At 58.6% G+C, this 12,678-nt stretch carries 12 protein-coding genes, 1 pseudogene and 1 riboswitch; of the genes and pseudogenes, 1 reads left to right on the top strand and 12 read right to left on the bottom strand.

The features are described from left to right. From AAAC48_RS07065 to AAAC48_RS07075, 3 genes are all read right to left on the bottom strand, one after another. The coding region (locus AAAC48_RS07065) for a TRAP transporter small permease (RefSeq protein ID WP_340653505.1) at positions 1 to 446 on the bottom strand (446 nt) is incomplete at its 3' end. Positions 447 to 507: 61 nt separating this feature from the next. Continuing rightward, the gene (locus AAAC48_RS07070; RefSeq protein ID WP_340653506.1) at positions 508 to 1,485 is read right to left on the bottom strand and encodes a sialic acid TRAP transporter substrate-binding protein SiaP; all 978 of its coding nucleotides are present in this window, start codon (positions 1,483 to 1,485) and stop codon (positions 508 to 510) included. A 24-nt stretch (positions 1,486 to 1,509) separates the two neighbouring features. Beyond that, the gene (locus AAAC48_RS07075; RefSeq protein ID WP_340653507.1) at positions 1,510 to 2,265 is read right to left on the bottom strand and encodes a FadR/GntR family transcriptional regulator; all 756 of its coding nucleotides are present in this window, start codon (positions 2,263 to 2,265) and stop codon (positions 1,510 to 1,512) included. Between the two features lie 231 nt (positions 2,266 to 2,496). On the opposite strand from AAAC48_RS07075, the pseudogene AAAC48_RS07080 reads away from it, so the two are divergent. Next, positions 2,497 to 3,003, top strand: a pseudogene (locus AAAC48_RS07080) (lytic transglycosylase domain-containing protein); the annotation flags it as partial. A 193-nt stretch (positions 3,004 to 3,196) separates the two neighbouring features. On the opposite strand, the gene thiD reads toward AAAC48_RS07080, so the two are convergent. From thiD to AAAC48_RS07125, 9 genes are all read right to left on the bottom strand, one after another. Then, a complete protein-coding gene (gene thiD / locus AAAC48_RS07085) occupies positions 3,197 to 4,009 on the bottom strand; it encodes a bifunctional hydroxymethylpyrimidine kinase/phosphomethylpyrimidine kinase (protein ID WP_340653508.1) in 813 nt (270 codons plus the stop codon). Further along, positions 4,006 to 4,671 carry a thiamine phosphate synthase gene (thiE, locus tag AAAC48_RS07090; RefSeq protein WP_340653509.1) on the bottom strand — a complete coding sequence of 222 codons (666 nt, stop codon included), beginning with the start codon at positions 4,669 to 4,671 and terminating at the stop codon, positions 4,006 to 4,008. The genes thiD and thiE overlap by 4 nt, the downstream gene beginning before the upstream one ends. A gap of 66 nt (positions 4,672 to 4,737) precedes the next feature. Beyond that, positions 4,738 to 4,840: riboswitch (TPP riboswitch) on the bottom strand. 47 nt (positions 4,841 to 4,887) lie between these two features. After that, the gene (locus AAAC48_RS07095; protein WP_340653510.1) at positions 4,888 to 5,847 is read right to left on the bottom strand and encodes a TadE/TadG family type IV pilus assembly protein; all 960 of its coding nucleotides are present in this window, start codon (positions 5,845 to 5,847) and stop codon (positions 4,888 to 4,890) included. A 249-nt stretch (positions 5,848 to 6,096) separates the two neighbouring features. After that, a complete protein-coding gene (locus AAAC48_RS07100) occupies positions 6,097 to 6,855 on the bottom strand; it encodes an ABC transporter ATP-binding protein (RefSeq protein WP_340653511.1) in 759 nt (252 codons plus the stop codon). Beyond that, entirely contained in the window at positions 6,852 to 7,685 is an 834-nt protein-coding gene (locus tag AAAC48_RS07105; RefSeq protein ID WP_340653512.1) for an ABC transporter ATP-binding protein, read from the bottom strand. The genes AAAC48_RS07100 and AAAC48_RS07105 overlap by 4 nt, the downstream gene beginning before the upstream one ends. After that, positions 7,682 to 8,611 (bottom strand): nickel transporter permease, encoded by a 930-nt coding sequence (gene nikC, locus AAAC48_RS07110; RefSeq protein WP_340653513.1) that lies wholly within the window; start codon positions 8,609 to 8,611, stop codon positions 7,682 to 7,684. The genes AAAC48_RS07105 and nikC overlap by 4 nt, the downstream gene beginning before the upstream one ends. Continuing rightward, positions 8,608 to 9,675 carry an ABC transporter permease gene (locus AAAC48_RS07115; RefSeq protein ID WP_340653514.1) on the bottom strand — a complete coding sequence of 356 codons (1,068 nt, stop codon included), beginning with the start codon at positions 9,673 to 9,675 and terminating at the stop codon, positions 8,608 to 8,610. Before AAAC48_RS07115 ends, nikC begins: the two co-directional genes overlap by 4 nt. Before the next feature lie 27 nt (positions 9,676 to 9,702). Continuing rightward, on the bottom strand, positions 9,703 to 11,310 hold the full coding sequence (locus AAAC48_RS07120; protein ID WP_340653593.1) for an ABC transporter substrate-binding protein: 1,608 nt from the start codon (positions 11,308 to 11,310) through the stop codon (positions 9,703 to 9,705). A gap of 39 nt (positions 11,311 to 11,349) precedes the next feature. Next, a complete protein-coding gene (locus tag AAAC48_RS07125) occupies positions 11,350 to 12,405 on the bottom strand; it encodes a dipeptidase (RefSeq protein WP_340653515.1) in 1,056 nt (351 codons plus the stop codon). Positions 12,406 to 12,678 lie beyond the last annotated feature (273 nt).

Genomic DNA, 12,678 nt, shown 5'->3' on the forward strand with positions numbered 1-12,678 from the left:
ACAATGTTTCGCGGCAGATCCACCGTGACCATGCGTTCATCGGCGACGATGTCGACATACCGCCACATCAACCAGACGGCATAGATGAAGAAGCCGATGCGCACGATGTCGACGAAGGTCGACAAGATGCGGGCAATGCCAGCCGGCAGGTAGTGGTACAGCACATCGACCTGGATATGGCGCGATACGCGCACGCACATGACCGAGCCGAGAAACACCACGGCGATCAGGCAGTTGGTGGCGATTTCCTCAGTCCAGGCGTAGCTGTCATTCATGACGTAGCGGGTGAAAAACTGCAGGAAGACGCAACCAGTCATCAGCCAGAACACGGCGAGGGTCAGCCAATCCTCAATCGAATAGTCTGACAGGTCGGCAACGGGCGCCGCATCCTCGAAAGAATGGGCTATTTCCTCGGCGGTGACCTGGGTATGTACTTCATCTGTCATGAGGTTTCTCCGGTCGTCAGTTCGGGGGAATGGCCGGGCAAGGGTACCCGGCCCGTTTCGGTCATTCCTTGATGGCGCGGATGGCTTCCCAATCGGACTTCTCGTAGCCGAAATCCTCGAACTTGACCTTTTCCGTGACATTCTTCTCGAAGTCGGACTTGTCGACCTCGGCAACGTTCAGGCCACGCTCCTTGAAGCTGGTAACGAGGGCCTTTTCCTTGTCTTCGATGATCTTCGTCGTCTTTTCGGCAGCTTCCTGCATCACGTCGCCGAAGATCTTCTTGTCCTCATCCGAAAGGCTGGACCATAGCTGCTTGGAGATCACGGTGTTGAGATGATCGACGATATGTCCGGTCAGGATGATGTTCTTCTGCACTTCGAAGAACTTCTTGGCCTCGATGGTCGTCAGCGGATTTTCCTGCGCCTCAACCGTGCCATTTTGCAGCGCAAGGTAGACCTCGGCAAAGGCGATCGGCGTCGTATTGGCACCGCAGGCGCGCGGCATTGCGAGATAGGCAGGAACGTCCGGCACGCGGATTTTCAGACCCTGCATGTCCGAGCACTTGGCGATAGGCTTGTTCGACGTGGTCTGACGCGTGCCGTAATAGCTGACGGCGGCAATGTGATTGCCGGTCTTTTGTTCGTATCCGGCCGCAAGCCGCTTGAAGATGTCGCTCTTGGTATAGGCAATCAGGTGATCCGGGCCACGGAAGATGTAGGGGAAATAGGTGACGCCGATCGGCTTGAAGTCACGTGCCGCAAAGCTCGAACCGGAAATGATGATGTCGACGGTGCCGAGTTTCAGCCCCTGGTTGATGTCGGCCTCCTTGCCGAGCTGCGATGCAGGGAACACGTCGATCTTGTAGCGGCCATTGGTCCGCTTGCCGATCTCTTCAGCCGCCCAGACGGATTGCGTATGGAATGGTTCTGATGTTTCATACACATGCGCCCATTTCAGCGACGTCTGCGCCTGAGCGGCTGCCGCCGACAATGCGAGCGCGGCAACCGCGCCCAGGATTGTTGCCAGTTTGATCTTCATGTCTTTCTCCTCCCAGATGTGAATTCAGATCTTCATGTTTCCGTTTCGGCCGCCTTTCGCAGAACGGCCCTTCTCGCTCTCCAGGTCTTCGTCGAAGCTTCTGGAAAATCTCAACTGCGACTGCTGTAGATGAAACCGCATCGCTTCCTTGGCGCGCACCGGATCGCCGGAGGCAATGGCATCGCGAATGGCACGGTGCTCCTCGAATGCCTCGCGCCACGAGGCAGGACTTTCGAAATAGCTTGCCAGCTTTTCGAAATATGGTGTCATGCGCTGATCGAAGAGCTCGCCGACAAAGCGGTTGAGGGCCGAATTTTCGATGATACCGGCAATCGTGGTGTGGAATGTCCGGTCGAGTGCGATGGATGTGCGCGGACTGTTGAATGTTTGCGCCATCTTGGTCAGCACCGCGTCCAAGGACTCAATATGATCGGGCGTTACGACTTTCGCGGCTTCTTCGGCAATGGCGCATTCGATAAGCGAACGTGCGCGGAGGAGTTCGAACGGTCCCTCCAGATCTTCAGCCGGCGCCAGGGCCGGTTTTTCGCGCTGCTGACCGGTGACGTAAATTCCCGAACCCATGCGGATATGCACAAGACCCTCCACCTCGAGCGCGATCAATGCTTCACGGATCGTCGGGCGGGACACCCCAAGTTCTTCGGCAAGCTCACGCTCACCCGGCAGCCGTTCGCCAACGGCAAACTTGCCGCCCTCGATCAGCGTGCGAATCTGGTCTGCGACCTGCCGATAAAGCCGGCGCGGCTGAATGGTTGCGAACATGGATCCTCCCTGCACGGCTCTCCCTTCCGCGCTAGACTGGTAAACTGGCCTTACCAATATCTAACTGATACATTGATATATATGCTGGAGTCAACCCAAGCTGGAGCCACTGCCCACAGCCAGTATTTCAGGATTGTAACAATCCGTATTGGAAAGTGATTGCCGCAAGCCCCCGCGAACAAGCTAAGAGAAACCAATCGTTAAATATCCGCCTCTTCGAACCGGTGACAAATGCTGCTTGAATTCCGATTGCTGCGCACTTTCGGCTTGCTGGGCCTCGGCCTGGCCCTCGGCGCCTGCACGACAACCGACCCCAAATTGCCAAGCGCATCCGCTTCCATTCCGGTTCCCGAAGCTGCGCCACGCGTTGCAAACGCAACGCAAGTCAATCCCGCGGTAAAATCCCCGGACAAATCGGTCGATGGGCTGATCTCGAAATACTCGGTAGCCTATGCGGTGCCGGAATGGCTGGTCCGCCGTGTCGTCAATCGTGAAAGCAGGTTCAATCCGGAAGCGCGCAACGGCCCGTACTGGGGATTGATGCAATTGCTGCCAGCGACCGCGCGCGGTCTCGGACACGACGGCAGCGCCAAGGATCTGCTCGACGCCGAAACCAACCTCAAATATGGCGTGAAATATCTGGCAGGCGCCTACAAGGTCGCCGACAACAATCCGGATCAGGCGGTACGTCTCTATTCACGCGGCTATTACTATCAGGCCAAGCGCAAGGGTCTTTTGAACGTTCTTGGGCCCGGCCCAACGGCGGTCGAACCCGCTGCTCCCGCAGCCACTGCCGTTTATGCCGCAGCGACAGTAACGGCTGAATCCACTGCGGCAGCGCCGGCGCTCGCGGCACAAACACAGCTTGCTTTTGCCGAAGAACACGTCGTGCTACCGGCGGTGGTCCCACTGCCGTTCGAAAGGCAGGATATCATAGCGACTGCGGCACCGGCCACCACCGGTAGAAATGGTGTACAGGCCCGCGTCCCCGCCCCACTTTGAGACCTTCGGCAGCGGCTATGGCGGCTGTCAGATACGCCTTCGCGCCCGCCACGGCGTCGCATAAATCCGCCCCTTTCGCTAGCTCCGCGGCAATCGCCGCTGCCAGCGTGCAGCCTGTGCCGTGATCATGGCTTGTCATGATGCGTGTGCTCGCAAAGCGCTCTATCGTGGCGCCGCCAAACAACAAGTCGGTACACAAGTCGCCCTTTGAATGACCGCCCTTGATCAACACCGCCGAAGGGCCAAGCGCCAGCAACTGTTCCGCCTGCCGCGCGATCTGCGCCTCGTCTTCAGCAACCGGCTGCCCCGTCAGCAATGCCGCTTCAGGCAGATTGGGCGTCAGCACCAGTGCAATCGGCAATAGAAGCTGCCGCAAAGCGTCGACCGCCTCCGGTTGCAGCAAGCGATTGCCGGACGTTGCCACCATCACCGGATCAACAACGGCCCTGCGATCCCAATGCCGTAATGCTGCAGCAATCGTCTCGATCGTCTCGAGCGTCGAAACCATGCCGATCTTGATTGCCTTCACATCGATATCGGACAACACGGCATCAATCTGGGCGCGGACAATACCCGGCGAAAGGTTCTCGATGGCCGTCACGCCGCGCGTATTTTGTGCGGTAATGGCGGTGAGCACACTGGCGCCGTAGACACCGAGCGCCGAGAAGGTCTTCAGATCCGCCTGAATGCCCGCCCCGCCGCCGCTGTCCGAACCGGCGATGGTCAGTGCGATGGCGGTCATGCCCGTACCTTCAACGACAAATCGACGACGGCGCGCAAAGCTGCGGCAGAGCTTTGTGGATCAGCCTGCCGGAAGATCGCCGAAATCACCGCCACGCCATCCGCGCCTGCCGCAATCGCCGGTGGCGTCCGATCAAGATCGATACCGGCAATTGCGCCAATCGGCAGATCCGGCTTGTCCTTGCGGATGATTGGCGCGAGCCGGCTGAACCCGTCGAAGCCGATCGGGCCGTCAGGATTATGCTTGGCGGGCGTCTCGAACAGACCACCGATGCAGGCATAGTCAATATCAGCTTCAATCGCCGTCCGGGCGTCGGCTTCATTCTTGACCGTCAGGCCGATGATCGCCTCTGGTCCGAGCAGTTGGCGGGCGTCGCTGACCGGCATGTCCTCGCGGCCGATATGCACCCCTTCGACACCGGCAGCCAGCGCCACGTCGATACGGTCATTGACGACGAGCGGCACGCCCGTGCCCTTCAGCGCCACATGGATCGTCCGGGCCCGTTCGACCATCAGGCGGGTCGGCGAATTCTTGTCGCGGTACTGGATGATTGTCGCGCCGCCGCGGGCGGCTGCAAGGGCAAGCGCGCCCAGATCCTTGTCGCCGCCAATCGCGTCGACATCGACGATGGCATTCAGCCGGAAATCTACTTTTGGTCGCACAGTCTGGACTCCATCACAGCATGGTTGGAGATCCGGATATGTGCGAAGGCAAGGCAGAGTGCGTGAAGAATGCTCAATTCCCGTTCCTACGCCGGCATAACCCGGATCAGGTTCAAGGGTCCAGCTCGACGCTATCTCAGCACTGTACAGTGCCCCCCTCGGAATAAAGTCATGATGGAATGGCGCAACATCAAAGTCAATTGCGCCGCCGGATGATTAATTGGTCAGCCGAACGTTCTCGCCATCGATCGATTTGCAGGCGGCGGATACGTGATAAAAGAAATCCTGCTGGGCCCAGCCACCGCCATCTTCCCACGCATGTGAATGCGGAGTGCTGTCACAATTAAGCAAGTTGTCGAGCGGAGGAGTCGAACCCAGCGCCAGCTGCGTGCCATCGACGAACAGGTGATCGACAGTCGTCGGATCGTCGGTGCGCAGAGTGGAGTTATAGTTGGCATACTGCGACTTCGTGCTAGCCACGCAATTGACGATGTTCGTCGAGGAATTGTTCCGATAGCCGATATCACAGCCGTCGTTCTTGATTTCCATTTCGAGGTAAAGCTTGGTGTAATCACCTAGATTATAGGTTGTGGGCGTGTTCAAATCAGGAACCGTCTTACCTGTGCCTCGGCCTCCACCGCCACTGTGATCCACCGCGGTGTAAGTGATTGTCCCGACTACCACTTCCACGCCGTTTCTGACAACGATAATCGAGACACGTTTGAACCAATACCCGTAGACACTGTCGACCGTGATCGATGCCGTAGTTGGCTTAAGCGGCGCCAGCGCTGTCGAGGTAACGCCGACCGACACGTTGTTCTGATTCAACAGATGCATGAACATCGTGCTGGTCTGGCCACTGAGATTAGCAGTAACGTTGTGATTCTTCGCGTCGAACTTGAACGTAACCGCAATCGTATCCGCTTCAGCGCCGAGATTGGCTTTGAGATAGGCTCGCGCACGCGCCTCAGCCGCCGAAGCATTTGCTCCCGTGAAGATCGAAGCGCCAGCCAGTGCGGCAGCGTCCGCGGCGTCCTGCAATTTCGACCGCTCATTGCTCGCAATGCTGTAATCAACGGCGAGCCCGGTCATACCCATGATCGGCACAAGCAGCAATGCAAACGTCAGGGCAGTAGCCCCGCGGCGGTCTTTCAGGAATTCTCGCAAACGCTTCATGTCCCACTCCGGTCGCTTACTGCGCCGTGCGTCCAGTTGGACACACGGCGCAGTAACACGTCGAATTGGCGCATCATCCTTTCCAAAAACCTTAGAGATTTTTGGGGTGATGCGCTCGTGAGACCATTGAATCCATGACGTAAATGCCGGCTTAGGAAATTCGTTCAGATTTTCACTATCCGACGCTCGACGGGCGATTTTCGCAAATGCCCTTCCGGAATGGTAAAATTGCAATAAAGGACAGACGCCTCACAGCGTGGCATCCGGCCGGACAAACCCCTGGCTCGCGACCAGCAGATTGCGCGTGTAGTCCTGCGTGACCTTGCGTCTTGCAAGTTCCGATGCGCTCAGGCGCTCCACTTCGGCGCCATTCTGCATCACCATCAACCGGTCGCACATGTGGGTGACGACGGCGAGATCGTGGCTGACCATGAGGAAGGTCAATTTGCGGTCACGGCGGATCTGCTCGAGCAGGTTCAGAACCTCCGCCTGAACCGAGGCATCCAGCGCCGAGGTTGGCTCGTCGAGCAGCAGGATCGAAGGCTCAAGGATCAGCGCCCGGGCGATGGCAACGCGCTGACGCTGGCCACCGGAAAGCTGGTGCGAATAGCGGAAGCGGAAGCTCGACCCGAGCCCCACCTCGTCCAGCGCGCGCAAGATGCGCTTCTCGATATCGCCGAAGCCATGGATCACCAGTGGCTCCAGCAGCAGCCGGTCGACCGTCTGGCGCGGATGTAGAGAGCCATACGGGTCCTGGAAGACCATCTGCACCTCGCGGTAAAATGCTTTGGTGCGTGTCGAACCGAGCGTCTTGCCGTTGACCGTGATCGTTCCGCCGCTGACCGGCGCAAGACCGGCCACGGCGCGCAACAGTGTCGATTTCCCCGAACCCGATTCACCGACGAGGCCGAAGGATTCGCCCGGCGCCACCTCGAGGCTGACACCGCGCAAGGCGCGAAACCGGTTGAACACCACTTCGAGATTCTCGGTTGTAAGGGCCTGTGTCATGCTGCCCACTCCGGTTTGCGATCAAGTACCGGCAATGGATGCCGATCCGCGCCGATCTGCGGCATGCAATTGAGGAGACCTTGCGTATAGGGATGCTTGGCGTTGCCAAGGTCCTTGGCGGCGATCTCCTCGACGATACGGCCTGCATACATGACGATGACCCGGTCGCAGAACGACGAGACCAGCCGCAGATCGTGCGATATGAAGATCAGGCCCATGCCGCGCTCACGCACCAGATTGTCAAGAATGCGCAGGACATCGAGCTGGACGGTCACATCCAGCGCTGAGGTTGGTTCGTCGGCGATCAGGAGTTCAGGCCCGGTAATCAGCATCATCGCAATCATCGCGCGCTGACCCATGCCGCCGGAAACTTCATGCGGATGCAGATCGTAGACCCGTTCCGGATCGCGGATCTGCACTGCCGCCAGCATATCGAGCGCGCGCTTGCGTGCCTCGGCTTTGCTGACCTTCTCGTGGGTCCGCAGCGTCTCAACAATCTGCCGGCCGATGCTCATGACCGGGTTGAGCGAATATTTCGGGTCCTGCAGGATCATGGCGATGCGATTGCCGCGCAATGCCCGCCGCTGCTTGACGGAAGCCCCAAGCAAATCGATCCCATCGAAATTCAGCGTCCTGGCCGTGATCTTCGCATGCGGCGGCGTTAATCCCATGATGGCGCGGCCGGTCTGCGACTTGCCGGACCCGGACTCGCCAACAATACCAAGGCGCTCGCGGCCAAGGGAAAATGACACACCGCGCACTGCATCCACAGTCCCGGTCCGCGTCGGGAATTGAACCCGCAGGTCCTCGACGGTCAGCATCGTGCTCATTGATTGTTGCCTCGCGGATCGAGTGCATCACGCAGGCCGTCGCCAAGAAGATTGAAGCCGAGGCTGACGATCAGGATGGCAAAGCCCGGCATGGCGGCAACCCACCATTGATCCATGATGAAGCGGCGGCCAGAGGCGATCATCGCGCCCCACTCCGGCAAGGGCGGCTGCGCGCCAAGACCAAGAAAGCCGAGCCCGGCGGCTGTCAGGATGATGCCTGCCATATCGAGCGTCACGCGCACGATCAGCGAGGAAAGGCACAGCGGCATGATGTGACGCAGGACGATGCGCGCCGGGGAAGCACCCATCAGCCGCACGGCTGCGATATAATCGGAATTGCGCACGGTCAGCGTCTCCGCGCGGGCAATGCGCGCGTAGGGAGGCCAGGAGGTTATGGCGATGGCGATGACTGCGTTGCCGATTCCGGGCCCAAGCGCAGCGACGAAGGCAAGTGCGAGAATTAGCTTGGGGAAGGCAAGGAAAATATCGGTGATGCGCATCAGGATCGAGTCGACCCAGCCGCCGGCATAACCGGCGATCGTCCCGACGAGCAGGCCGATCGGTGCCGCAATGACGGCAACGAGAATGACCACGTAGAGGGTCAGGCGCGAGCCATAGATCAGCCGCGAAAGAATATCGCGTCCCTGATCGTCTGTGCCGAGCAGATACTCACCGCCCGGCGGCAGCAGGCGTGCGTTGCGCAGATCGCCGGTTACCGGCGAGTGCGGCGCCAGCACACCGGCAAAAATCGCTACGAGCAGAAGTGCGATGATAATGGCGAGACCGGCGACAGCGAGCCTGTTGCTGGCGAAGCGGCTCCAGACCAGATAGGCCCGGCCAAGCCTTGCCTGCATACGCGATTGCGGCCTATCGCTCATCAGCCATTCGCGGCGTGAAATGGGGCGTGTGGGAATAGCCTGGGTCATCGCGCGCGTGTCCGTGGGTCAAGCGCCCGATACAGAATATCGGACAACAGGTTGATGGCAACGAAGACCGTGCCGATGACGATCGTACCACCAAGGACCGCATTCATATCCGCATTCTGCAGGGAATTGGTGATGTACAGGCCAAGGCCGGGCCACGAGAACACTGTCTCCGTGAGAACAGAGCCCTCCAGCAGTCCCGCATAGGAAAGCGCGATCACCGTCACAAGCGGCACTGCCGCATTGCGCAGGGCATGGCCCCAGATGATGCGCGTTTCCGACAGGCCCTTGGCGCGGGCGGCAACAATATATTCCTGCTCGAGCTCGTTGAGCATGAATGAGCGCGTCATGCGGCTGATATAGGCGAGTGAGAAATAGCCGAGCAGCGAGGCAGGCAGGATAATAAAGCTGAAAATATTCCTCAACGCATCCCAATTGTGCTGCAACACCGCATCGAGGAGGTAAAAGCCGGTGATCGGCGTGAACGTATATTCGTAAACCACATCGATGCGGCCGGGCCCCGATGTCCAGCCAAGCTTGGCATAGAACACCAGCAGGGCCAGAAGGCCGAGCCAGAATATCGGCACCGAATAGCCGATAAGGCCGATGATACGGACAATCTGGTCCATGATACTGCCGCGCTTCACCGCCGCCAGCACTCCAAGTGGAATACCGAAGATGGCGCCGATCAGGGTGCCGAGCGTCGCAAGTTCCATGGTGGCAGGGAAAACCCGTCTGATATCGGTCATGACCGGATTGGTCGTCAGCACCGAATTGCCGAAATTGCCCTCAAGCACGCCTTTCACATAAATCACAAACTGCTGGTAGAGCGGCAGGTTGAGACCAAGTTCCTCGCGCACCCGCTCAACCACATGGGCAGGCGCCCGGTCGCCAACAATGGCCAGCGCGGGGTCAATCGGAATTACCCGCCCGATGAAGAAGGTGACTGCGATGAGCCCGAGAAATGTGATGGCGCCGACCAGCAGGAACCTGCCGATCGACAAGAGAAGGCTGGAAGCCCAGGCGCCTGAACGCCTGGACTCCAATTGTGTTTCGGTGCTGCTCATTTTAACGGCCTTGGGCGCTGCCCCCGATCATTTCGATACGTTGAACACGTAGTTCGTATCGAATGATGGTCCGAGCTTGAAACCCTTAAGGTTCGAGCGCAATCCCGCGACTTCCGTCTGCTGGAAAATCAGGACAAACGGGCTGGTCTCGAGCACTTTTTTCTGCAAGTCCTGATACATCGCGGCGCGCTTGGCGCCATCGCGTTCGAGCAGGGCTGCCTTGGTCTGCTTGGTCAGCTCCGGCACATCCCAGGCGTTGCGCCAGGCCAGCGTCTTGTTGGTGCCTTCGTCCGAATTGTTCGGATTGTTGGTGAACGTATCGGCATTGGAGTTCGGATCCCAATAGTCGACACCCCACTGGCCGATATAGGAATCATGCGTACGGGCGCGGTATTTGGTTAGCGTCTGCTTACCATCGCCAGGAATAATCTCCATTTTCACGCCGGCCAGTGCCATTGTCTGCTGCACGGACTCGGCAATTCCGGTGACGGGCTGGTTGTTGCGCACATCCATGGTGAAAGAGAAACCGTCCTTCAGACCGGCCTTCTCAAGCAGGGCCTTGGCCTTTTCGACGTCAAGTTTGTAGGGGTTCTCATCGAGTTCGCCGAGAATGCCCTTCGGCAGGAAGGTTTGGTGGATTTCGCCGATGCCCTTGATCAGCTTCTCGCCGATCGCATCATAATCAACGAGGTATTTCAGCGCTTCGCGCACCTCGGGCTTAGCCAGGTTCGGGTTCTTCTGGTTGAGGCTGAAATAATAGATCGTGCCCTTCGGCGCGCTGGTCGTGGCGATGTCCTTGTTCTTGACCACCTGCTCCAGATCGTTCGGCTCAAGGTTGCGGGCAACGTCAATATCACCCTTTTCGAGCAGGAGGCGCTGCGCGGCGCTTTCCTTGACGTGCCGGTAGATCACGCGGTTCAATGGCGCCTTGGTGCCGTAATAATTGTCATTGCGCTCCAGGACGATGATTTCGTTGGCGCGCCAGTCGCGGATCTTCATCGGGCCGGAACCGGCATAGGCGGTCTTCAGCCATGCCCAGCCGAAATCGTCATTGACGACGTGCTCTGAGGCCAGCTTCTTGTCGACAACCGAGGCGACCGTTGCGGTGAGGCAGTTCAATACGAAGCTCGGCGCATAGGGCTGATCAACGGTAAAAACGAACGTCGATGGATCCGTGGCCTTGGCCTTTTCGGTCACGTTGTCGGGCTTCAGGCCGAACTGGGTCAGGATGAATGCCGGGCTCTTGTCTAGTTTGACGGCGCGCTCGAACGACCAGGCGACATCGTCCGCGGTGATCGGGTTGCCGGAGGCGAATTTCAGGCCGGGCTTGAGCTTGAACGTATAGGTCAGACCATCATCGGAAACGGTCCAGCTTTCGGCGACATCAGCCACGACCTTCGAAGGGTCGTTGATATCGAGCCGCACAAGCTTGTCGTACGTATTGCCGTTGATTTCACCGGTTGTAAGCTCGAAGGCTTCAGCCGGATCGAGCGTGATCACATCGTCGATGGCGAACGCTTCGACCAGCGTATCGGCCGGCGTCTCCGCCCATGAGGGCGCGCCGGAAAGCAGGATCGCGCAAAGCGCCGCGCCGCCGAGCAAGAGGCGGAATTTTGGATTGATCTGGTTCACCAACATGGTTCTGTTCCCTGTTTTTAGAGCAATTTTAGTTTCTTAGTTTTCTTCGTGCCAAGCCGAATGCAGGACGCGCAGCCAGTTTTCGCGGCAGATCTTCGCAAGGTCGTCCCCCGTATATCCAGCGTCCCGCAGGGCGACGACGAGATTCTGATTGCCGCTTGCATCGGCAATTTCGCCGGGGATTTTAGCACCATCGAAATCAGAGCCAAGTGCCACGCAGTCTATGCCCATCCGGCTCACCATATAGTCGATGTGGCGCACCATATCAGACAGCGACGTATCGGCGTTTTCTCGCGCGTCGGGGCGCAGCATGGCGACCGCATAATTGAGCCCGACCAGTCCCTTGCTCTCGCGTATGGCGTCGAGCTGCCTGTCGGCCAGATTGCGTGCGACGGGGGTCAGGGCATGGACATTGGAATGGCTGGCGACAAGTGGTTGATCGCTAAGACGGGCGACGTCCCAGAAGCCCTTTTCGGTGATGTGGGCAAGATCAATGAGAATGCCAAGGCGATTGCAGGCTTTGACCAGCTCTTCGCCTTCCCGCGTGAGCCCCGGACCTGTATCCGGATCCATCGGATAGGCAAAAGGCACGCCATGGGCGAAAATATTGTTGCGACTCCAGACCGGTCCAAGTGAGCGCAGTCCCGCCGCATAGAACACATCGAGCGCGGCGAGATCCGGACCGATCGCCTCGCAGCCTTCCATATGCAATACGGCGGCAAACACGTCCTCGCGCATACAATCTGCGATTTCGGCCGTGCTGCGGCAGAGTTTCCAGCCGCCGGCCCGCTCCAACTTGAGCGCGATCGACGCCATTTCCAATGCGATATCCAATGACGGCGCGCGTTCAAGCGGCGCGGCAAGCGGTGTTGAATAATGGCCATTGGCATCGGGAGCCTTGAAGGCGAGATCGCCGGATGGAACATAGATGGCGCACAGCCCGCCGATCAGACCGCCCTTCAGCGCCCTCCCCTTGTCGATGTGCCCGGACGTCGTGCCTTCGATGAATTCCTGAACCGGATCGGCTCCGTCTCTTGAATGTTTCCACAACCGGTAAAGCACATCGTTGTGACCATCAAAGACAGGCTGCATTTCAATTCCCGATCAGGTTGACCCAAAAAGGTACGCCATCTTTGCCGGGTAACCGTTGGCCGATCCCCGGGACGTCGTCCGCCCTTTTTCGACAAAAGATCATGTCGCCGACGAACAGGCAAGGGAGTTGTTGTACAAAAGTATAAAAAGCCCTGGGTTGTGTGACTGAGCGCTGTCGCTCCGGTACAACCTGTGGATCGTGGAGCGGGTTAATAACGTGCGGTATCGTCGGACAACGTGACAAAGATCAACTAAGTGACAACTTTCGAATGA

The organism is Phyllobacterium sp., from assembly GCF_037994405.1.
GTDB lineage: Bacteria > Pseudomonadota > Alphaproteobacteria > Rhizobiales > Rhizobiaceae > Phyllobacterium.